The organism is Flavonifractor sp. An4 (assembly GCF_002161755.1).
Taxonomy (GTDB): Bacteria; Bacillota; Clostridia; order Oscillospirales; family Oscillospiraceae; genus Flavonifractor; species Flavonifractor avicola.
Genome location: NZ_NFIL01000015.1, coordinates 23811 through 43997, shown reverse-complemented (window position 1 = coordinate 43997; position 20187 = coordinate 23811). Strand labels below are relative to the sequence as shown.

The following is a 20187-nucleotide window of genomic DNA, read 5'->3' as shown; positions in this document are numbered from 1 at the left end:
GCTCTGCCCCGCCCCATTTTGATATAGAGAGGATTTTGTGTATGGCTGATATGCCTGCTATCCGCCTGAAGCGGGGAGAGGGCCGCTCCTTCAAGGCCGGCGGCCCCTGGATCTATGACAATGAGATCGGTGAGATCGTGGGTCAGCCCGCCGACGGCGATGTGATCCGCATCGAGGATTACAACGGCTACCCTCTGGGGGTGGGCTTCCTCAACCGGGCCTCCACCATCACGGTGCGAGCGCTGTCCCGGAAAGCGGACACCGTTATTGACGAGGCTTTTCTGGAGATGCGGGTGCGCGCTGCCTGGCAGTACCGCAAGGACACGGTGGACACCTCCTCCTGCCGCATCATCTTCGGTGAGGCCGACTTCCTGCCCGGCCTGGTGGTGGATAAGTTCTCGGACGTGCTGGTGGTGGAATCCCTGGCCCTGGGCATTGACCGGATGAAATCCACCATTTTGAAGCTGCTTGTGGATATTCTGGCGGAGGACGGCATCGCCATCCGGGGCATCTATGAACGCAGCGATGCCAAGGTGCGCCTGAAGGAGGGCATGGAGCGGGTGAAGGGCTTCCTGTCCGAGCCCTTTGACCCGGTGGTGGAAATTGTGGAAAACGGGGTCCGGTACCAGGTGGATGTGGCCGAGGGCCAGAAGACCGGCTTCTTCCTGGACCAGAAGTACAACCGGCTGGCCATCCAGCCTCTGGCCAAGGGCGGCCGGGTGCTGGACTGCTTCACCCACACGGGCGCCTTTGCCCTCAACGCCGCCAAGGGCGGCGCCAGGGAGGTGCTGGGCGTGGACGCCTCCCAGCTGGGTGTGGATCAGGCTACCCGCAACGCGGAGCTCAACGGCATGAGCGACCGGGTGCGATTTGAGTGCCATGATGTGTTTGAATTGCTGCCTGAGCTCGAAAGAAAGGGCGAAAAATTTGACTTGGTGATCTTGGACCCGCCTGCCTTTACCAAGTCCCGGGCCTCCGTCAAGAAGGCGGTGACCGGCTACCGGGAGATTAACCTGAGGGGCATCAAGCTGGTGAAAAACGGAGGCTATCTGGCCACCTGTTCCTGCTCCCACTTCATGACCCCCGAGCTGCTGGCCAAGACCATCGGGGAGGCCGCCCGGGACGCTCACCGCCGCCTGCGGCAGGTGGAGTACCGCACCCAGGCCGCCGACCATCCGGTGCTGTGGGGGGCGGACCAGTCCCTCTATCTGAAATTCTATATCTTCCAAGTCATGGATGAACAATAAAAACCACAGGGGCCGCTGCCAATGGCAGCGGCCCCTGTATGTTTTAAAGCAAACAGCGCTCGTTCCGGTCGATATAATGGGCGTCGGATCGCAGAGTGAGGGGCCGGTCGATCCCTTCGGGCAGGTAGAAGCGCAGGCCGGTGAGCCTGAGATCGGCGGCGGCCGGTTCGTGGTGGGGCGGGATGGTGAACAGCCGGGCTCCCAGACAGGTATCCCCGTCCATCAGTTCCGCCGCCAGGGCCACCCGCCGCTCCGGCAGCACCCCGGCCAGCACCAGAGAGCAGTCAATGATCTGCCCGGCCTCCGGGCACAGCTTGCCCAAATCGCAGTATACCACGCCGCCCTCCGGCTTGATCTGGCGTTCCAGCATGGAAGCACCCCCTACAAATTCATACGGCGGGCATTGCTGCCCGCCGTATGTAACAAGAATTCAGTATGGGGCCGCTCCATCCTATGCTCAGCGGATCTGGCCGGTGCCGTAGATGACAAATTTGCTGGAGGTCAGCTCCTCCAGGCCCATAGGACCCCGGGCGTGCATCTTCTGGGTGGAGATGCCGATCTCGGCGCCCAGACCGAACTCGTTGCCGTCGGTGAAGCGGGTGGAGGCGTTGACGTACACCGCCGCCGCGTCCACCTGGTCCAGGAACTGCTGGGCGGCAAAGTAGTTGTTGGTGACGATGGCCTCGGAGTGGCCGGTGCCGTGGGCGTGGATGAACTCCACCGCCTCGTCAAAGCCGCCCACCACCTTAACGGCCAGGATATAGTCGCCGAACTCGGTGTCCCAATCCTCCTCGGTGGCGGGGACCACGAAGTCGCCCAGGATGGCCCGGGTCTCGGGGCAGCCCCGCAGTTCCACGTTCTTGGTCTGGAGCAGCTGCCAGGCCATGGGCAGGAAGTCACGGGCCACTGCCCGGTCCACCAGCAGGCACTCGGCGGCGTTGCACACCGAGGGCCGGGAGGTCTTGGCATTGTGGATAATGCGGGCGGCCATATCCAGGTCGGCCTCCCCGTGGACATACACATGGCACACACCCACGCCGGTCTGGATTACCGGCACCTTGGCGTTCTCTACTACATTTTTAATCAGACCGGCGCCGCCACGGGGGATGAGCACGTCCAGATATTCCGTCAGGTTCATCAGCTCCGTGGCGCTCTGGCGGGTGGTGTCGGTGACCAGAGCCACGCAGTCCCGGGGCAGACCGGCGGATTCCAGGGCGTCCCGCATGATGGAGACAAAGGCCTGGTTGGAGTGAAAGGCCTCTTTGCCGCCCCGGAGAATGACGGCGTTGCCCGACTTCAGGCAGAGGGCGGCGGCGTCCACAGTGACGTTGGGCCGGGCCTCATAGATGATGCCAATGACACCCAGAGGCACCCGGCGCTTGCCGATGACCAGGCCGTTGGGACGGGTGGACATTTTGGTGGTCTCACCGATGGGGTCGGGGAGGGCGGCCACCTGCCGCACACCGTCCACGATACCTGCGATGCGGGAGCCGTCCAGCGCCAGCCGGTCCTGGAGGGAGGGGCGCATTCCGGCGGCTTTGGCGGCAGTCATATCTTCCTGGTTGGCGGCCAGAATCTCCTCCTGGCGGGCCTCCAGAGCGGAGGCAATGGCCTCCAGAGCGGCGTTCTTCTTGGCGGTGCCCGCAATGGAGAGCACCCGGCTGGCATTTTTGGCGGCCAGACCCTGCATTTCCAGCTGCGTCATAACTTGTCACTCCTTTTATGTATAAGGTTGGGCGAGGGAATTCAGAGGGCGGCGAAGCGGGTGCCGATGTCGGCGCCGTTTACAATATCATAAAGAGACTCGATGTTGCTGCCATTGGCAATGACCATCTCGATACCGGCGTCCAGAGCGATCTGGGCGGCGTTGAGCTTGGTGGCCATGCCGCCGGTGCCCCGCCAGGTGCCGGCGCCGCCGGCCATGGCCCGCAGCTCCGGGGTGACAGCCTCCACATGGTGGATCAGCTGGGCCTCGGGATGGGTGCGGGGGTCGGCGTCGTACAGTCCGTCAATGTCGCTGAGCAGCACCAGCAGGTCGGCCCCGCACAGCCGGGCTACAATGGCGGACAGGGTGTCGTTGTCGCCCAGCACCTTGCACTGGCCGGTCTCGATCTCCGCTGAGGACACCGAGTCGTTCTCGTTGACCACCGGGATGACCCCCAGCTCCAGCAGGGCCTCAAAGGTGTTGTGCAGGTGCTCCGACCGGACGGGGGCGTCTACATCCTCGCCGGTGAGCAGGATCTGAGCCACGGTGCGGTTATACTCTGCGAAAAGCTTGTCGTAGATGTGCATCATCATGCACTGGCCCACGGCGGCGGTGGCCTGCTTCATCCGCAGCTCGGTGGGGCGGGCATCCAGCCGCAGCTTCTTGGTGCCGATGCCGATGGCGCCGGAGGAGACCAGCACCACCTGATAGCCCATCCCCTCCAGATCGGAGAGCACCCTGGCCAGTCGTTCCATATTTTGAAGATTGAGGCTCCCGGTGTCCCGGGTGAGGGTGGAAGTACCCACCTTGACCACCAATCGACGTACCTCTTTCTTGCGCTGCAAAGCGTTCATCCTCCTTGCCTGATCTTGCGTCTGAGAGCATCATACCACAGTTTCGCAATGCAGTAAAGGAAAGAAGTGATGGTTTGCGCAAAGAAAACTATACGTTTTACCACTTTTTCATGCTTTTACGGTTGAAATCCACGGAATTTTGGAGTACAATAGCCTGCGCTGAACAGTGATAGAGGTGTAAAGAGGGAATAAAATGCTGAATATCGTGCTCTACGAACCGGAAATACCCCAAAACACCGGAAACATCGCCCGTACCTGCGCTGTTACCGGGATTCGACTCCACCTGATTAAGCCGTTAGGCTTTGATATCAGTGATAAAGCCGTAAAAAGGGCCGGCTTAGACTACTGGCATCTGGTGGATCTGCGGGTGTATGAAAATCTGGAGGACTTCTTTCAGAAAACCGGCGCAGAGGATATCTGGCTGGCCACCTCCAAAGCCCCGAGGCCCTATACAGAGGCCACGTTCCGGGATGGGTGCTATCTCATCTTCGGTAAGGAGACCGCCGGGCTGCCGGAGGCCTTCCGGGAGAAATACCGCCAGCGCTGTATTCGTATCCCAATCCGGGCGGAGGCCCGGTGCCTCAATCTTTCCAACTCAGCGGCGATCCTAGCGTACGAAGCCCTGCGACAACTGGATTTTCCCGGATTGACCGGGGAAGGCGAGATGAAAGGAGCTAGTATAGTATGAACTACAACAAGAAGACCGTAAAAGACATCGACGTAGCCGGCAAGAAGGTACTGCTGCGCTGCGACTTTAACGTGCCCATGGCCAAGGACGGCAGCGGCGTCATCACCGACGACAAGCGTATCCGCGCGGCCCTGCCCACCATCCAGTACCTGCTGGACCAGAATGCCGCCGTGATTGCCTGCTCTCATATGGGCAAGCCCGTGGCTACTTTTGACTCCTATGTGAAGAAGCAGGCCGAGAAGGGCAAGGACCCCGCCTCCATCACCGAGGAGGAGTGGAAGAAGTCCCTGGCCAAGCTGTCTCTGGCTCCTGTGGCCAAGCGCCTGAGCGAGCTGCTGGGCCGTGAGGTCATCATGGCCTCCGATGTGGTGGGCCCCGACGCCCAGGCCAAGGCCGCCGCTCTCCAGCCCGGCCAGATCCTGCTGCTGGAGAACACCCGCTTTGAGAAGGGTGAGACCAAGAACGATCCCGCTCTGGCCAAGGCCATGGCTGATATGGCTGAGGTGTATGTGTCCGATGCCTTCGGCGCCGTCCACCGCGCTCACGCCTCCACCGCCGGTGTGGCTGCCTACCTGCCCGCCGTGTCCGGCTTCCTGATCCAGAAGGAGCTGGAGATCATCGGTGGCGCTCTGGCCAATCCCAAGCGTCCCCTGGTGGCTATCCTGGGCGGCTCCAAGGTGTCCTCCAAGATCGGCGTCATCAACAACCTGCTGGAGATTGCCGACACCATCATCATCGGCGGCGGCATGACCTACACCTTCCTCAAGGCTCAGGGCGGCTCCATCGGCAAGTCCCTGCTGGAAGAGGACTGGCTGGACTACTGCAACGACATGATGAAGAAGGCCAAGGAGAAGGGCGTCAAACTGCTCCTGCCCGAGGATACCATCTGCGCCAAGGAGTTCTCTGCCGACGCCGAGCCCATCCTGGTGGACAGCATGAACATCCCCGACGACTGCATGGGCATGGACATCGGTCCCAAGGCCATCGCCGCTTACGCTGACGCTGTGAAGGATGCGGGCACTGTGATCTGGAACGGCCCCATGGGCGTGTTTGAGTTCCCCGCCTTTGCCAAGGGCACCCAGGCTGTGGCCGAGGCCCTGAGCAACAGCAACGCCATCACCATCATTGGCGGCGGCGACTCCGCTGCTGCTGTGCAGCAGCTGGGCTATGCCGATAAGATGACCCACATCTCCACCGGCGGCGGCGCTTCCCTGGAGTTTATGGAGGGCAAGGAGCTGCCCGGCGTGGCTTGCCTGCTGGACGCCTAAATAGATAAGCGCTGCTACAGCGTGACATCAGGCCCAACCGGGTCAAAACCTAAGAGAGAAGATTTGAAGAAAGGGGCCCATTTACCCATGAACAGAAGATATCGCAAGACCATCATTGCCGGCAACTGGAAGATGAACAAGACCCTCTCCGAGACCCGCGCCTTTGCTGAGGAGCTCAAGCCCCTCATCGGCAAGCCCAAGTGGTGCGAGGTTGTGCTGTGCGTGCCCTCTGTGAACCTCCAGGCCGCTGTGCGCCTCTTCAAGGAGAGCCGCGTGGCCATCGGCGCCGAGACCTGCCACTATGAGTCCCACGGCGCCTTCACCGGCGAGGTTTCTCCTGAGATGCTCAAGGAGATCGGCGTGAAGTACGTCATCATCGGCCACTCCGAGCGCCGTCAGTACTACAATGAGACCGACTTCACCGTCAACAAGAAGGTCCACGCCGCCCTGGAGGCTGGCCTGTACCCCATCGTGTGCGTGGGCGAGAGCCTGGAGCAGCGTGAGCTGGGTGTCACCATGGAGCTGATCTCCTATCAGGTGAAGGCCGCTCTGGCCGGTGTGCCCGCCGACAAGATGCGTCATGTGGTCATCGCCTATGAGCCCATCTGGGCCATCGGCACCGGCAAGACAGCCACTGCCGAGCAGGCCAACGAGGTGTGCGAGGCCATCCGTGCCGTCATCCGCAAGCTGTACGGCGCCCGCGTGGCCCGCTCCGTCACCATCCAGTACGGCGGCTCCATGAATGCCAAGAACGCCCAGGAGCTGCTGGCTCAGCCCGACGTGGACGGCGGCCTCATCGGCGGCGCTTCCCTGAAGGCCCCCGACTTCGTGCAGATCATCAACGCTGCCAATCAGGAATAAGCCCCCGCTTTTGTGCAGAGAACAGAGGTAAACTATGAGTAAAACACCGACTACCCTCATTATCATGGACGGCTTCGGCCTGCGGGGCGACAAGACCGGCAACGCCATCGCCGCCGCCCACACCCCCAATCTGGACAAGATCTTTGCCGAGAACCCCGGCTGCAAGCTGGCGGCTTCCGGCATGGATGTGGGCCTGCCTGAGGGACAGATGGGTAACTCCGAGGTGGGTCACACCAACATCGGCGCAGGCCGGGTGGTGTTCCAGGACCTGCCCCGGATCACCAAGTCCATTCAGGACGGCACCTTCTTTGAGAATGAGGCCTATATCGAGGCTATGGACGACTGCAAGGAGCGGGACGGTGCGCTGCACGTGTTCGGCCTGCTGTCCGACGGCGGCGTCCACAGCCACATCACCCACATCTTCGCCCTGCTGGAGATGGCCAAGAAGCGCGGCCTGCACAAGGTGTTTGTCCACTGCTTCCTGGATGGCCGTGACGTGCCCCCCGCCTCCGGCAAGGAGTACGTGGAGCAGCTGGTGAACAAGTGCAAGGAGCTGGGCGTGGGCCAGGTGGCCACCGTTATGGGCCGCTTCTACGCCATGGACCGCGATAAGCGCTGGGACCGCCTGCAGCGGGCCTATGACGCCATCGTGCTGGGTGTGGGCACTGAGAACGCCGATCCTGTGGACGGTGTACAGAAGTCCTATGATGCCGGCGTCACCGACGAGTTCGTGGAGCCCATCGTGTGCACCAAGGAGGGCAAGGTGAAGGAGGGCGACTCCATCATCTTCATGAACTTCCGCCCCGACCGGGCCCGGGAGATCACCCGCTGCTTTGTGGACCCCGCCTTCACCGACGTGGAGCGGAAGAAGGGTTACTTCCCCGTGACTTACGTCTGCACCACCGAGTATGATGCTACCATGCCCAATGTGCTCATTGCCTTCCCCCACCGGGAGCTGGAGAACATCTTTGGCGAGTACATTGCCCGCCAGGGCTACACCCAGCTGCGCATCGCCGAGACCGAGAAGTATGCCCATGTGACCTTCTTCTTCAACGGCGGCGCCGAGCAGGTTTTCCCCGGCGAGGATCGGTGCCTGATCCCCTCTCCCAAGGTGGCGACCTATGACCTGCAGCCCGAGATGAGCGCCCCCGAGGTCACCGAGGAGGCCGTTAAGCGCATCGAGAGCGGCAAGTACGACGTCATCATCCTCAACTTCGCCAACTGCGACATGGTGGGTCACACCGGCGTGTTTGACGCCGCTGTGAAGGCCGTGGAGGCTGTGGACGAGGGCGTGGGCAAGGTGGTGGAGGCCACCACCAAGATGGGCGGCGTGACCCTCATCACCGCCGACCACGGCAACGCCGACCGGATGCTGGACGACGACGGGGTCACTCCCTACACCGCCCACACTACCAATCTGGTGCCCTTCTACATCGTGGGCGCCGACGTGAAGCTGCGGGACGGCCGCCTGGCCGACATCGCCCCCACCATGCTGGATCTGATGGGCCTGGAAAAGCCCGCAGAGATGGATGGCGAAACTCTGATCCTCAACTAAGCGGTATCCGGCGGAAGTTCCGCCGTACCAAATATTGACCCGGCGGGCCGAAGGCCCGCCCCCCACAATCCGATACCCCTGTATGGCGGGGGTCATCCCCCGCCGCCAATACGAAAGGAGTTTTTTACCATGAAGCAGATCATCGAGATCGTTGACGTTCTGGGCCGTGAGATCCTGGACAGCCGCGGCAACCCCACCGTTGAGGTTGAGGTTTATCTGGAAGACGGCACCGTGGGCCGCGCTGCGGTGCCCTCCGGCGCTTCTACCGGCATCTATGAGGCCTGTGAGCTCCGCGACGGCGACAAGAGCCGTTACCTGGGCAAGGGCGTCCTCACCGCTGTGAAGAACGTCAACACCGAGATCGCCGAGTGCCTGGTGGGCATGAACGTGCTGGACCAGACCGCTATCGATAAGGCTCTCATCGCTCTGGACGGCACCCCCAACAAGACCAAGCTGGGCGCCAACGCCATCCTGGGCGCTTCCCTGGCCTGCGCCAAGGCTGCTGCCGAGAGCCTGGGTACCTCCCTGTACAACTACATTGGCGGCGTCAACGCCAAGACTCTGCCCGTGCCTATGATGAACATCCTCAACGGCGGCGCTCACGCCACCAACAACGTGGAGATCCAGGAGTTCATGATCATGCCCGTGGGCGCCTGCTGCTTCCGTGAGGCTCTGCGGATGTGCGCCGAGGTCTTCCACAAGCTGAAGACCACCCTGAAGGAGAACGGCACTCCTGCCGCCGGCGTGGGCGACGAGGGCGGCTACGCTCCCAACCTGAAGAAGGACGAGGACGCTCTGAAGGTCATCGTGAAGGCCATCGAGGAGGCCGGCTTCAAGCCCGGCGAGGACTTCATGATCGCCATCGACGCCGCTTCTTCCGAGTGGTGGAACGAGGAAGAGAAGTGCTATATCCAGCCCAAGTCCGGCAAGAAGATGACTCAGCAGCAGCTGGTCAATATGTGGAAGAAGTTTGCCGAGACCTACCCCATCATCTCCCTGGAGGACGGCATGGCCGAGACCGACTGGGAAGGCTGGGCTATGCTGACCAAGGCCATCGGCGACAAGGTGCAGCTGGTGGGCGACGACCTGTTCGTCACCAACGTCACCCGTCTGGCTACCGGCATTGAGAAGAAGGTTGCCAACTCCATCCTGATCAAGGTCAACCAGATCGGCACCCTGACCGAGACCCTGGACGCCATCCAGATGGCCAACCGCGCCGGCTACACCGCCATCGTGTCTCACCGCTCCGGCGAGACCGAGGACGCCACCATTGCCGACATCGCTGTGGCTCTGAACGCTGGCCAGATCAAGACCGGCGCTCCCAGCCGCACCGACCGTGTGGCCAAGTACAACCAGCTGCTCCGCATCGAGGAGGAACTGGGCGATGTGGCTCAGTACCTGGGCAAGGACGCTTTCTTCAACCTGAAGTAAGTTTCGACAAGCACAACGGGGCCGCTGCCAATGGCAGCGGCCCCGTTTTTTGTATCGCCCGGCTCCTCCTGGGCCCCATCATGGATGGGGCGGCGCTTTGCGCCGTACAAGCGTTTTGGGCTTGCCCAAAACCTTGGCGCAGGGGCAATTCATTTGCCCCGAGCAAGTAAAATCAATTTGGGCCCCCGCAGAAAGCTACAGCTTTCTGTGGGATTGCTGGGCGATGTGGCTCAGTACCTGGGCAAGGACGCTTTCTTCAACCTGAAGTAAGGAGAAGCGCTGAGCGCCCGGGAGCAGGCGCACAGCGAGCCGCGGAGACAAAAAAGCAGTTTGGCCGCAGGCCAAAGGTGTTTTTTGCGCAGCGGTGAGCTGTGTGCCGTCGCGGAGGGCGCGAAGCGTGACAACAGAAGACAAGCACAAGGGTCCGCTGCCAATGGCAGCGGACCCGTTTTTTATATAAAAAAGCGGCAGCCGCATCTGCGGCAGCCGCTTTCATTGTTTGCATCAGACCTCCATAATGACCGGGAGGATCATGGGGTTGCGCTTGGTTTTCTTGTACAGGAAGTTGGACATGGAGTTTTTGATCTCCGACTTGATGGCGGCCCAGTCGGTGAGACTGTCCCGCTGGCAGTTCTCCAGCGCCGTAATGGCCACCTTCCGCAGTTCCTCCATCAGACCCTCGGACTCCTTCACATAGACAAAGCCGCGGGTAATGATATCGGGGCCAGACACCACGGAGCCGTCCTCCCCGGACATGGACACCACCACCACGATCATGCCGTCCTCGGCCAGATGCTTGCGGTCCCGCAGCACCACGCTGCCCACATCACCCACGCCATAGCCGTCCACGAATACCCGACCGGCGGGCACAGTGCCGTTGATCTTGGCGGAGTTGGGAGTCAGCTCGATGACCTTGCCGATGTCGCTGATGATGATATTCTTGGGGTTCATGCCCATCTGCTGGGCTAGCTTGGCGTGGATCTTCAGCATCCGCTGCTCGCCGTGAACGGGGATGAAGAATTTGGGCTTCACCAGAGCGTGGATGATCTTCAGCTCCTCCTGACAGGCGTGGCCCGACACATGGAGGGCACGCTCCCGCTCGTTCACCACTTCGGCGTCCTTGCGGTAGAGCTCATTGATCACGCTGCCGATGGCATTTTCATTGCCCGGAATGGCGGAGGCGGAGAGAATCACCCGGTCACCGGCCTGGATATCCACCTGGCGGTGGGTGTTGAAGGCCATACGGGTGAGGGCCGACATGGTCTCGCCCTGGCTGCCGGTGGTGATGATGCAGATCTTGTTCTTAGGCAGGCTCTTGATATGGGCAAGATCTACCAGAACCCCGTCGGGAATCTTCATATAGCCCAGCTCGGTGGACACCTTCATGGCGTTCTCCATGGAGCGGCCGGTCACCGCCACCTTGCGGCCATACCGGGCGGCCACGTCGATGATTTGCTGGATGCGGTCCACATTGGAGGCAAAGGTGGTGATAATGATGCGCTGCTCACAGCCCCGGAACAGAGCGTCGAAGGAATCGCCTACGCTGCGCTCGCTCTTGGTGAAGCCGGGGCGCTCCACATTGGTGGAGTCGGCCAGCAGGGCCAGAACGCCCTCCTTGCCCAACTGCCCCAGACGGCCCAGGTCGATCATGCCGCCCTGGATGGGGGTAGGGTCGATCTTGAAGTCACCGGTATGGATGACGGTACCCACGGCGCACTTGATGGCAAAGCCGCAGGCGTCGGCGATGGAATGGTTCACGTGGATAAACTCCACGGTGAACTTGCCCGCCTTCACGGTCTCGCCCGCTTCACAGGTGATGAGCTTGGTCTTGTTCACAAGACGGTGCTCCTCCAGCTTCAGCTTCACCAGGCCGGCCGTCATCCGGGTGGCGTAGATGGGTACGTTCACATCCCGCAGAAGGTAGGGGATGGAGCCGATGTGGTCCTCGTGACCGTGGGTCAGGAAGATACCCCGAATACGGTCCTTGTTCTTGATCAGGTAGGAAAAGTCGGGGATGACCACGTCAATGCCGTACATATCGTCATCCGGGAAGCCCATACCTACGTCCACGATGATCATATCCCCGCCGTACTCATAGACGGTCAGGTTCTTGCCGATCTCGTTCAGACCACCCAGAGAAATGATTTTCAGTTTTTCAGCCATAAAAGTCTTACTACACTCCTTTACAATCAATCCGTTTTCCGTATTTATTAGTGGGCACGGTCCGGATCTGAGCGCACAAAAAGAAAAGCGGTGGTATTCCGCTCTTTCCGGCCCTGCCTCGCCGGAAAAAGGGAACGGCCATGCACCGCTTGGCGCCTCTATCCATGCTGTGTCCTTGCCTTATTCAAAGCGCAATATTGCGCATAAAGCCATAATTAGCATCTGTATTATACCACGCAAACCGGGGAAAGTATACCATTATTTTGCGACAGGGTTTCCCTTGGTTGTTCTGGAGGTGCAGATATGATACAATACCGAAGAAAATGGAAAGGAGCGTGGAATGAATGGAAGAGGCGCAACTGCGGCCTGGCCGTTACCGCCACTTTAAGGGCAACGAATATCAGTTGCTCTATGTGGCCCGTCATTCGGAGACTCTGGAGCCCATGGTGGTCTATCAGGCCCTCTACGGGGAGCGGGGCATCTGGGTGCGGCCGGCGGCCATGTGGAATGAGATTGTGGAGCGGGACGGCTATCAGGGTCCCCGGTTCACCTATATAGGAGAGTAAGTCATGAACATTCAGATTTTTGGTAAGAGCAAATGCTTTGACACGAAAAAAGCCGAGCGCTGGTTCAAGGAGCGGCGCATCAAGTTCCAGGCGGTGGACCTGGGTAAGTACGGCATGAGCGCCGGGGAGCTGAAAAGCGTGGTCAATGCGGTGGGACTGAATAACCTCATTGATCAGAAGCATCCGGACGCCGCCCTGCTCAACTACCTGGCCTATGACGCTGACAAGCTGGACAAGCTGCTGGACAATCCCAAGCTGCTCAAGACCCCCATCGTCCGCAACGGCAGGCAGGCCACCGTGGGCTACTGCCCGGAGGTTTGGGAGAGCTGGAGCTGAGTCAGCGCCGGTACAGTCCGGCCACCGCAGAAAGCTGCTGCTGAAGGGCCTCCACCGCCCACTGGGGCCGGAGCAGCTGCACCCCATCCCCCAGGCCGAAGAGCCAGCCTAAAAACTGGGGGCTGACCACGGCGGAGACGGTGACGGTAAAATGATCCTCTCCGTCGGGCACCAGAATGGCATCCAGGCCGAAGCGGTCCAGCACCACGCCCACCAGGCCGGAGCGGCAGCGGAGCGTAACCTGTCCCTCCCGGCCGGAGAACATACCGAAGTGTTTTCCCGCATAGGCTGCCATATCGAAGTGCTCCGGTACCCCGGTGAGGGGCAGGCAGGTGACGGCCAGATCGGCCATTTTATCCACCCGGTAGTGGCGCAGCTCCTTGGAACGGTGGTCATAGCCGGCCAGGTAGTAGTTCTCATTGTCCCAGATCAGACCGGCGGGGGAGACGGTGTACCGGCGGCCATCATGGCGGAACACCTTTTCCTTGCGGACGTTATACTCAAAGTAGAGAAAAGTCACAGTTTTCCGGTTTGCAATGGCGGTATGGAGCTTGTCGATGGTGTAATAGATGCTCTCGTTCATGGTCTTTACCCGACGGTCCACATAGACCTGGCGCTGGAGCTGACGGGCCTGGTGGATGCTGGCCTGGGACTCCAGCTTGTGGATCAGCTGGCTGCTCTTCCGCTGGGTGATGAAGCGGGAGGATTGGACCGCGTCCACCAGCAGCTTCAGCTCCGCCAGCTGGAAGGGGCGCTCCCCCAAAAACCAGCCCGGCGAGCGGCCCTTCCGGCACTGCACATCCAGCCCAAACTGGCGCAGGGCTTCCATATCGGAGTAGATGCTCTTCCGTTCGGCCTTGATGTCCCACTCCTCCAGACGGGAGATGATTTCAGGGACGGTAAGGGTGTGCTCCTCGTCGGTGCTCTCCCACAACAGCTTGCACAGACAGAGCAGTTTCAACTTTTGATTGGCGCTTTTCGGCATGGAAGCGACCCCCTTTATTACCGTGTTACCAGTTAGACTATCATATTTACTGTCCCATAAACCGTACATTCAGCATACCACAAATGGGTGGAGATTGCGAGGGCCTATGATATATGTTGCAGCAGTTCCCCTCTGCCCCCTTCATGCGGGACCGGGTGGGGAGAAAGAACGGGTGGACGAGATCCTGATGGGTTGGCCGGTCTATGGACCGGAGGAAGCCCAGGGGGATTGGTGGCGGGTCCGTACCCACTACGGCTATTCTGGCTGGGTGCGGCGGGAGCAGCTGGCCCCGGCGGGGGAATGGCCCCTTCAGGGGAAAATGGTGGTGACCGCTCCCTTTGCCGATATACTGGCCGGGCCGGAGGTGGAGCGGCCGGTGCTGACTACCCTGCCCCGGGGCAGTCTGGTCGCTGCCATAGAGGAAGCTGTTCCGGAGGGCTGGCGGCTGATCGAACTGCCAGATGGACGGAAAGGCTATACAAAAGGTAGTTTCCTGGAGGAATATTGCGCTAAACCCTGTGATTTGCCGGAGGAACAGCTCCGGGCCAGGGTGGTGGGGCGGGCCAGGAGCTATCTGGGCACCCAGTACCGCTGGGGCGGAAAGTCCCCCATGGGGATCGACTGCTCGGGACTTACCTTCATGTCCTGGTTTTTCAGTGGAGTGCTTCTCTACCGGGATGCCCGCATTGTGCCGGGGTACCCGGTCCGGCCCATTCCTCTGGAGGCCTGCCGCCCTGCCGATCTGCTCTATTTTTCGGGGCACATCGCCCTCTATCTGGGGGAGGGAAGGTACATCCACTCCACTGCCCGAGCGGGCAGCGACGGGGTGGTGGTCAACAGCCTGGACCCGGCACAGCCTGACTACCGGGCGGATCTGCGGGAAAAGCTGCTGACGGCGGGCACTGTCTTTCCACTGGGAGGGGAGAATCTGACAACTTGATAAAAATTTGCGGCAAACACTTGCCAGATGGGCCATTCTCCTCTATACTGATACTGTTTGTTGACATAATGCGATTGGAGAAAGGGGCGCGCCTCAGTGGCCCAGACACACCGAAAGAAACGCCGCCGCCGGACTTCCCCGGCACGGCGGGCGGCGAAGATTTTTTATGGAATCCTTGTGGTCATCTCAGCTTTGATCGTGACGCTGTTCTGCGTCTACAAGCTGCTGGCCAAGGAGCCGGAAATGGCGGCGGAGCCCACGCCGGAACCTGCTCAGCCGGGGACCAGTGCCGAGCCCACCACAGGCCGGCAGAGGAAACCTTATACCTATACCTTTCTGCTGGTGGCCAAGGACCAGGTGGGCAGCAATGCCGATACCATGATCGTCTGTACCTACGATACGGTGGCGCAGACGGTGGGCATGGTATCCATCCCCAGAGATACCCTGGTGGAGAGCGGCAAGCTGAACGCGGTCTACCAGCAGGGGATCGAGGTTCTGCGGGATACCATTTCCGATATGCTGGGTATCCCCATTGACTTCTATGTGGGAGTCAACATGGATGGATTCAAGGAGCTGGTGGATGAGTTGGGGGGTATTGAGTTCAACGTGCCCGTCCACATGGCCTACGACGATCCCACCCAGGATCTGCACATCCACTATGAGCCGGGCCTCCAGCATCTGGACGGGCAGGACGTGCTTAACGTGGCCCGGTGCCGGAAAAACTCCGATGGTCCTGGCACCTATCCCAACAACATCTACTCCGCCTATCCGGACAACGACATTGGGCGTACCAGGACCCAGCAGCAGCTGATCGGCACCATTCTGAAAAAAGCGCTGTCTAACCCCCAGAAGATTAACCGCTATATCGAGATCTTCCTGGAGTATGTGAACACCAACCTGGAGTTTGGTGAGATGCTGTGGTTTGCGGAGCCTGCTCTGGGCTTTGACTTTGAGAACGGCATGACCAGTGCTACCCTCACTGGAGACGGAAACACCTACTATCCAGGCTGGGGCCAATACTGCTATCAGCTCTACCCGGAGGAGACCCTGGAGACCGTCAATCAGCTCATCAACCCCTACGACCAGGATCTGACCCTGGAGGACATGAACATCTTCCAATACCAATAATCAAAAAGGACGTGCTTCAAAGGCACGTCCTTTTGATTTACTCCAGCAGATCGGGGCCGGGCAGGTCCATCTGCCGTTTGCGGGCGGCGGAGAAGGCCAGCTTCTCTGCCAGGGCCTTCCGGTCGCCGGTGGCCAGCACCTCCCGGTAGGACTGAAGATTGCCGATGAGCCGGTCCAGTACCTCCAGCAGAGCGGGCTGGTTGAGGGAGAAAAGCTGGGTCCACAGTCCCACATCCAGAGCGGCCACCCGGGTACAGCCACGAAAGGAGGAGCCTTCGTAGCCCTTGCAATCAAAGAGGGTGGGGTCATCACACACCGCCACGGCGATAATGTGCATCACCTGGCTGGTATAGGCGATGAGGGCATCGTGAGCCTGGGCGGTGGTGCGGTGGACATCCTTGCAGCCCATATAGGCGGCCAGACGTTCCAACAGGGCCAGGTGCTCCGGCTGGCTGGTTTCCCGGGGGATCAGCAGGAAGTGAGAGCCCTGAAACAGCTCGGCAAAGGCGTGTTCCACGCCGGAGAACTCAGTACCAGCCATAGGATGGCAGCCAATGAAGTCCACCGTGTCGGGCAGACAGTTTGCTCCCTCCAGAATGGCCGACTTAACGCCGCACACGTCCCACACCAGTGCGCCGGGCTTGAACTGGTCTTTGTAGGTGTGCAGAAAGTCCAGGATGCCCTGGGGATGAAGGGCCAGAGCCACCACATCGGCCTGGGGGATCACATCGGCGGCGTACTCGGTGACCCGGTCGCCCACGCCGTGTTCGCTGGCGTAGCGCAGGGTGGGCTGGGACACGTCCACGCCTACGATTTCATAGTCCTCAAAGCCCTTTAGGGCCAGAGCCATGGAGCCGCCGATTAAACCGAGACCCACGATAACAAGTGTTTTTTTCATACCGGGACTCTCCTTTTTACAGGGTACGGCCCACGCAGGGGGCCAGGGTACGCAGCTTGTCCATCAGAGCGTCAAACTGGGCGGGGGTGATGGACTGGGCCCCGTCACAGAGGGCATGGGGAGGATCGTTATGGACCTCCACAATGAGGCCGTCGGCCCCGGCAGCCAGGGCCGCCATGCTCATCCGCTCCACCATCCAGGCCTTGCCGCAGGCGTGGGAGGGGTCCACCACCACCGGCAGGTGGGACAGCTGCTTCACCGCCAGCACTGCCGACAGATCCAGAGTATTGCGGGTGAAGGTCTCGAAGGTGCGGATGCCCCGCTCACACAGGATGACCTTTTCGTTGCCGCCGGCCATGATGTATTCGGCGGACATGAGCCACTCCTCAATGGTGGAGCTGAGTCCCCGCTTGAGCAGGATGGGCTTGGTGGTCTTGCCCAGCTGCTTCAAAAGGTCGAAGTTCTGCATATTGCGGGCCCCCACCTGGATCACGTCCACACACATCTCGAACATCTCCACGTTGTCGGTGGACATGATCTCGGTGACGATGGGCAGGCCGGTGACTGCGCGGGCCTCCTGAAGCAGCCGGATGCCGTCATTGCCCATGCCCTGGAAGGAGTAGGGGGAGGTGCGGGGCTTGAAGGCGCCTCCACGCAGGGCGGCGGCTCCGGCGGCCTGGACGGCCTGAGCCACGCCCACGATCTGCTCCTCACTCTCCACCGAACAGGGACCGGCAATGACGGCCAGCTTCTCGCCGCCCACCAGAGCGCCGCCCCCCAGGTCGATGATCGTATCCTCCGGGTGGTACTTCCGGTTGGCCTTCTTATAGGGCTCGGTGACCCGCATCACCCGGTCCACGCCGGGCAGCAGGGACAGCTTCTCCTGGTCAATGCCGTCGGCATTGCCTTCGGCACCCAAAATGGTGGTCTCAGCGCCCTTGGACACCATGACCTTGACGCCGCCCTCCTCCATGGTGAGGATGGCTTTTTCCAGTTCCTCGGGGGTAAAGCCCCGCTTCATAATAACGACCATATGTGTTCTCCTTTCCAAATACAAAAGATCCGCAGCCGCCCAAAGGCAGCTGCGGATCTTTTCCGTCCGTTATCAGAACGAAACCCGGTCAGCCGGTTATGGGCAGGCAGAAACACCGCTGGCAAAATAGCAGCGGTAATAGCCGTATCCATAACCGGTACGCTTCAGCATGACGGGCACGCTCCTTCCTTTGAAAGAGACTTTAGCACTTTTTGGTGCGAAAGTCAAGGGGAAATTTTGCTTGAAATCCTACCAGTATTATGGTATTATATTTGAAAAGTCAGGAGGGATCGTATGAAAATTTCTACCAAGGGACGATATGCCCTGCGGCTGATGCTGGACGTGGCGCTCCATAGCCACGGTACTGCGGTACCTCTGCGGGATGTGGCCCAGCGGCAGGATATTTCCGACAAATATTTGGAGCAGATTGTGACCCAGCTCTCTCGGGCTGGTCTGGTGCGCTCGGTGCGGGGCGCCGGCGGCGGCTACCTGTTGACCCGGGAGCCGGAGGAATACACGGTAGGCGAGATCCTGCGGGTGCTGGAGGGTAATCTGGCTCCGGTGAGTTGTGCCGATGCCGACGATGTGTGCCGGTGCGGACGGGCAGACAGGTGCGTTACCGTGGAGATTTGGAGGGAGATCCAGGCTGCGGTGTCCGGGGTGGTGGATCATGTGACCCTGGCCGATCTGGTCCGCCGGCATCAGGAGAAGTGTCCGGAGAGTTGCGAAAACGCCGACTGAGTTCCTATGTAAAAGGTTCTTTGCGTGACAAATCCGAAGGTCCGGCTTATCCTGTAGACGAGGTGAGCGGATATGCGGGATATTGGAAAGAACATCAGGACGCTGCGGGAGAAAAAGGGCATGACCCAGGAGGAACTGGCGCAAGCTCTATTTGTTACCCGACAGACGGTGTCTAACTACGAGACGGGCAGGAGCAGGCCGGACATTGAGATGCTGGTCAGGATCGCCCAGGCGCTGGAGACTGATGTAAATCAGGTGCTGTACGGCCTGCCTGTGGAGCAGGACAAGCAGCGGGAGGCCAAGCGGCTGGCAGTGGGCTGTCTGACCCTGGCGGCGATTTTTCTGCTGCTGACGCTTCCTGCACCGTGGCTGAATGAGATGCTAAAGCGTGGCAATGTAGGGGCGGTGCTGGTGACCGCCCTTACCAACGGTTTGCTGAGGCCCGCCTTATGGCTGATATTGGGCTGGTGTGCCCTTCAGGGGCTGTGGCTGCTGCGAGTGATCCGGCCGCCGGAAGAGCGGACGTGGATGGCCTGGGCCCGGCGGGGTGTGTTGCTTCTGCTGGCGGTATATGTGGTGTTGCTGCTTCCGCCGCTGGTGGTGGGACTGATCCAGGTGATCCAGACCGCATTGGGTGTGCCCTATGATGCGCTGGTAGAAGTTCCTCAGATCCCGGCGTATATATGGCTCATGAATCGCCAGTTGGTATTCCTTGTGCTCCGCCTTCAGATATGCGCCATCCCTGGCGCAGCCCTGTGGCTGCTGGGGGTTCCAAAACGCTGAGGAAAGAAAAAAGGACGCTGCGTGAGCAGCGCCCTTTCTTTTTTATGCGTAGATGCCGGTGGAGAGGTAGCGCTCGCCGGTGTCGGGCAGAACGGCTACGATGGTCTTGCCCTGGAAGTCGGGCCGCTTGGACAGCTCCCGGGCCGCCCAGGCGGCGGCACCGGAGGAGATGCCCACCAGAATACCCTCGGCCCGTGCCAGCTCCTTGGCGGCAGCAATGGCCTCCGCGCCGGGGACGGGGAGGACCTCGTCTACCACCCCCATGTCCAGGGTACCAGGGACGAAGCCGGCGCCGATGCCCTGAATCTTGTGGGGGCCGGGCTGGCCGCCGGACAGAACGGCGGACTCGGCGGGTTCCACCGCCACGACCTTAATGTTGGGATTCTGCTCCTTCAGGAAACGGCCCGCGCCGGTGATGGTGCCGCCGGAACCTACGCCGGCCACCAACACGTCCACCGTGCCATCGGTATCCCGCCAGATCTCAGGGCCGGTGGTCTCATAATGGGCCTTGGCGTTGGCGGGGTTGTTAAACTGGTCGGGCATCCAGGCGGAGGGGTCGGCCTCCAGCAGCTCCTTGGCCTTGGCAATGGCACCGCTCATGCCCTTAGCACCCTCCGTGAGTACCAGCTCCGCCCCCAGAGCGGACAGCAGGGAGCGACGCTCCTGGCTCATGGTCTCAGGCATGGTAAGCACCACACGATAGCCCCGCTGGCGGCCGATATAGGCCAGGGCCACGCCGGTATTGCCGCTGGTGGGCTCCACGATGGTGGCACCCGGCTTCAGCAGGCCGGCCTCCTCAGCGGCCCGGATCATATACAGTCCCGCACGGTCCTTGGCGGAGGACAGGGGATTAAAGCTTTCCAGTTTGCCCAGGATACCGCCGCCGGGGGCAAAGCGCTCCAGACGGAGCAGGGGGGTATTGCCAATCAATTCAGGAATGGAATGGGCGATTTTCATGGTAGATTGCCTCCCATCATTTTTTCTCAGGTTGCTATCAGCATACCA

Annotated in this window: 20 protein-coding genes; 12 read left to right on the top strand and 8 right to left on the bottom strand. The window is 60.7% G+C overall.

The features are described 5' to 3' along the window. The first annotated feature begins 41 nt into the window (after positions 1-41). On the top strand, positions 42-1247 hold the full coding sequence (locus B5F94_RS08325) for a class I SAM-dependent rRNA methyltransferase (protein ID WP_087329326.1): 1206 nt from the start codon (positions 42-44) through the stop codon (positions 1245-1247). 43 nt (positions 1248-1290) lie between these two features. On the opposite strand, the gene B5F94_RS08320 is transcribed toward B5F94_RS08325, so the two are convergent. From B5F94_RS08320 to proB, 3 genes are all read right to left on the bottom strand, one after another. Continuing rightward, a complete protein-coding gene (locus B5F94_RS08320; RefSeq protein ID WP_087329324.1) occupies positions 1291-1617 on the bottom strand; it encodes a hypothetical protein in 327 nt (108 codons plus the stop codon). A gap of 87 nt (positions 1618-1704) precedes the next feature. Next, positions 1705-2952 (bottom strand): glutamate-5-semialdehyde dehydrogenase, encoded by a 1248-nt coding sequence (locus tag B5F94_RS08315; RefSeq protein ID WP_087187857.1) that lies wholly within the window; start codon positions 2950-2952, stop codon positions 1705-1707. Between the two features lie 41 nt (positions 2953-2993). Beyond that, positions 2994-3806 carry a glutamate 5-kinase gene (gene proB / locus B5F94_RS08310; protein ID WP_087329322.1) on the bottom strand — a complete coding sequence of 271 codons (813 nt, stop codon included), beginning with the start codon at positions 3804-3806 and terminating at the stop codon, positions 2994-2996. Between the two features lie 193 nt (positions 3807-3999). Between proB and B5F94_RS08305 the strand changes: the two genes are divergently transcribed. From B5F94_RS08305 to eno, 5 genes are all read left to right on the top strand, one after another. Continuing rightward, positions 4000-4494 carry a tRNA (cytidine(34)-2'-O)-methyltransferase gene (locus tag B5F94_RS08305; protein ID WP_087269297.1) on the top strand — a complete coding sequence of 165 codons (495 nt, stop codon included), beginning with the start codon at positions 4000-4002 and terminating at the stop codon, positions 4492-4494. Next, positions 4491-5762, top strand: a complete 1272-nt coding sequence (locus B5F94_RS08300) for a phosphoglycerate kinase (RefSeq protein ID WP_087329320.1) — start codon at positions 4491-4493, stop codon at positions 5760-5762. Before B5F94_RS08305 ends, B5F94_RS08300 begins: the two co-directional genes overlap by 4 nt. 87 nt (positions 5763-5849) lie before the next feature. After that, positions 5850-6623, top strand: coding sequence for a triose-phosphate isomerase (gene tpiA / locus B5F94_RS08295; protein ID WP_087329318.1), 774 nt, complete (start codon positions 5850-5852; stop codon positions 6621-6623). A 34-nt stretch (positions 6624-6657) separates the two neighbouring features. Beyond that, a complete protein-coding gene (gene gpmI, locus B5F94_RS08290; RefSeq protein WP_087329316.1) occupies positions 6658-8178 on the top strand; it encodes a 2,3-bisphosphoglycerate-independent phosphoglycerate mutase in 1521 nt (506 codons plus the stop codon). Positions 8179-8307: 129 nt separating this feature from the next. Beyond that, positions 8308-9609, top strand: coding sequence for a phosphopyruvate hydratase (gene eno / locus B5F94_RS08285; protein WP_087329314.1), 1302 nt, complete (start codon positions 8308-8310; stop codon positions 9607-9609). Between the two features lie 504 nt (positions 9610-10113). Here the strand turns inward: eno and B5F94_RS08275 are convergent. Further along, a complete protein-coding gene (locus B5F94_RS08275) occupies positions 10114-11772 on the bottom strand; it encodes a ribonuclease J (RefSeq protein WP_164496938.1) in 1659 nt (552 codons plus the stop codon). Between the two features lie 344 nt (positions 11773-12116). On the opposite strand from B5F94_RS08275, the gene B5F94_RS08270 reads away from it, so the two are divergent. Then, the gene (locus B5F94_RS08270; RefSeq protein WP_087329308.1) at positions 12117-12338 is read left to right on the top strand and encodes a DUF1653 domain-containing protein; all 222 of its coding nucleotides are present in this window, start codon (positions 12117-12119) and stop codon (positions 12336-12338) included. 3 nt (positions 12339-12341) lie between these two features. Then, on the top strand, positions 12342-12674 hold the full coding sequence (locus B5F94_RS08265; protein ID WP_087329306.1) for an arsenate reductase family protein: 333 nt from the start codon (positions 12342-12344) through the stop codon (positions 12672-12674). Position 12675: 1 nt separating this feature from the next. Here the strand turns inward: B5F94_RS08265 and B5F94_RS08260 are convergent, their stop codons facing one another. Beyond that, positions 12676-13659: a helix-turn-helix transcriptional regulator gene (locus tag B5F94_RS08260; protein ID WP_087329304.1), complete on the bottom strand. Its 984-nt coding sequence runs from the start codon at positions 13657-13659 to the stop codon at positions 12676-12678. A 172-nt stretch (positions 13660-13831) separates the two neighbouring features. Here B5F94_RS08260 and B5F94_RS08255 point away from each other — a divergent pair, with 172 nt between their 5' ends. Further along, complete coding sequence (locus tag B5F94_RS08255; protein WP_242965637.1) at positions 13832-14599, top strand: C40 family peptidase; 768 nt, start codon at positions 13832-13834, stop codon at positions 14597-14599. 96 nt (positions 14600-14695) lie between these two features. Further along, on the top strand, positions 14696-15727 hold the full coding sequence (locus tag B5F94_RS08250; protein ID WP_242965636.1) for an LCP family protein: 1032 nt from the start codon (positions 14696-14698) through the stop codon (positions 15725-15727). Between the two features lie 37 nt (positions 15728-15764). Here the strand turns inward: B5F94_RS08250 and B5F94_RS08245 are convergent, their stop codons facing one another. Together B5F94_RS08245 and aroF are read right to left on the bottom strand one after the other, a co-directional pair. Then, positions 15765-16625, bottom strand: coding sequence for a prephenate dehydrogenase (locus B5F94_RS08245; protein ID WP_087269328.1), 861 nt, complete (start codon positions 16623-16625; stop codon positions 15765-15767). Between the two features lie 16 nt (positions 16626-16641). Then, complete coding sequence (gene aroF / locus B5F94_RS08240) at positions 16642-17658, bottom strand: 3-deoxy-7-phosphoheptulonate synthase (RefSeq protein ID WP_087269331.1); 1017 nt, start codon at positions 17656-17658, stop codon at positions 16642-16644. A gap of 294 nt (positions 17659-17952) precedes the next feature. On the opposite strand from aroF, the gene B5F94_RS08235 reads away from it, so the two are divergent. Together B5F94_RS08235 and B5F94_RS08230 are read left to right on the top strand one after the other, a co-directional pair. Further along, positions 17953-18399: an RrF2 family transcriptional regulator gene (locus tag B5F94_RS08235; RefSeq protein ID WP_087189295.1), complete on the top strand. Its 447-nt coding sequence runs from the start codon at positions 17953-17955 to the stop codon at positions 18397-18399. A gap of 72 nt (positions 18400-18471) precedes the next feature. Further along, positions 18472-19182, top strand: a complete 711-nt coding sequence (locus B5F94_RS08230) for a helix-turn-helix domain-containing protein (protein WP_087329300.1) — start codon at positions 18472-18474, stop codon at positions 19180-19182. A gap of 42 nt (positions 19183-19224) precedes the next feature. Here the strand turns inward: B5F94_RS08230 and cysK are convergent, their stop codons facing one another. Next, the gene (gene cysK / locus B5F94_RS08225; RefSeq protein WP_087329298.1) at positions 19225-20139 is read right to left on the bottom strand and encodes a cysteine synthase A; all 915 of its coding nucleotides are present in this window, start codon (positions 20137-20139) and stop codon (positions 19225-19227) included. Positions 20140-20187 lie beyond the last annotated feature (48 nt).

Excerpts from the sequence above, each read along its gene's own strand:
- B5F94_RS08315 (WP_087187857.1), bottom strand. The coding sequence starts at position 2,952 with ATGACGCAGCTGGAAATGCAGGGTCTGGCCGCCAAAAATGCCAGCCGG.
- B5F94_RS08325 (WP_087329326.1), top strand. The coding sequence starts at position 42 with ATGGCTGATATGCCTGCTATCCGCCTGAAGCGGGGAGAGGGCCGCTCC.
- gpmI (WP_087329316.1), top strand. The coding sequence starts at position 6,658 with ATGAGTAAAACACCGACTACCCTCATTATCATGGACGGCTTCGGCCTG.
- cysK (WP_087329298.1), bottom strand. The coding sequence starts at position 20,139 with ATGAAAATCGCCCATTCCATTCCTGAATTGATTGGCAATACCCCCCTG.
- B5F94_RS08320 (WP_087329324.1), bottom strand. The coding sequence starts at position 1,617 with ATGCTGGAACGCCAGATCAAGCCGGAGGGCGGCGTGGTATACTGCGAT.
- B5F94_RS08300 (WP_087329320.1), top strand. The coding sequence starts at position 4,491 with ATGAACTACAACAAGAAGACCGTAAAAGACATCGACGTAGCCGGCAAG.
- proB (WP_087329322.1), bottom strand. The coding sequence starts at position 3,806 with ATGAACGCTTTGCAGCGCAAGAAAGAGGTACGTCGATTGGTGGTCAAG.
- B5F94_RS08265 (WP_087329306.1), top strand. The coding sequence starts at position 12,342 with ATGAACATTCAGATTTTTGGTAAGAGCAAATGCTTTGACACGAAAAAA.
- aroF (WP_087269331.1), bottom strand. The coding sequence starts at position 17,658 with ATGGTCGTTATTATGAAGCGGGGCTTTACCCCCGAGGAACTGGAAAAA.
- tpiA (WP_087329318.1), top strand. The coding sequence starts at position 5,850 with ATGAACAGAAGATATCGCAAGACCATCATTGCCGGCAACTGGAAGATG.
- B5F94_RS08260 (WP_087329304.1), bottom strand. The coding sequence starts at position 13,659 with ATGCCGAAAAGCGCCAATCAAAAGTTGAAACTGCTCTGTCTGTGCAAG.
- eno (WP_087329314.1), top strand. The coding sequence starts at position 8,308 with ATGAAGCAGATCATCGAGATCGTTGACGTTCTGGGCCGTGAGATCCTG.
- B5F94_RS08275 (WP_164496938.1), bottom strand. The coding sequence starts at position 11,772 with ATGGCTGAAAAACTGAAAATCATTTCTCTGGGTGGTCTGAACGAGATC.
- B5F94_RS08245 (WP_087269328.1), bottom strand. The coding sequence starts at position 16,625 with ATGAAAAAAACACTTGTTATCGTGGGTCTCGGTTTAATCGGCGGCTCC.
- B5F94_RS08235 (WP_087189295.1), top strand. The coding sequence starts at position 17,953 with ATGAAAATTTCTACCAAGGGACGATATGCCCTGCGGCTGATGCTGGAC.
- B5F94_RS08270 (WP_087329308.1), top strand. The coding sequence starts at position 12,117 with ATGGAAGAGGCGCAACTGCGGCCTGGCCGTTACCGCCACTTTAAGGGC.
- B5F94_RS08230 (WP_087329300.1), top strand. The coding sequence starts at position 18,472 with ATGCGGGATATTGGAAAGAACATCAGGACGCTGCGGGAGAAAAAGGGC.
- B5F94_RS08305 (WP_087269297.1), top strand. The coding sequence starts at position 4,000 with ATGCTGAATATCGTGCTCTACGAACCGGAAATACCCCAAAACACCGGA.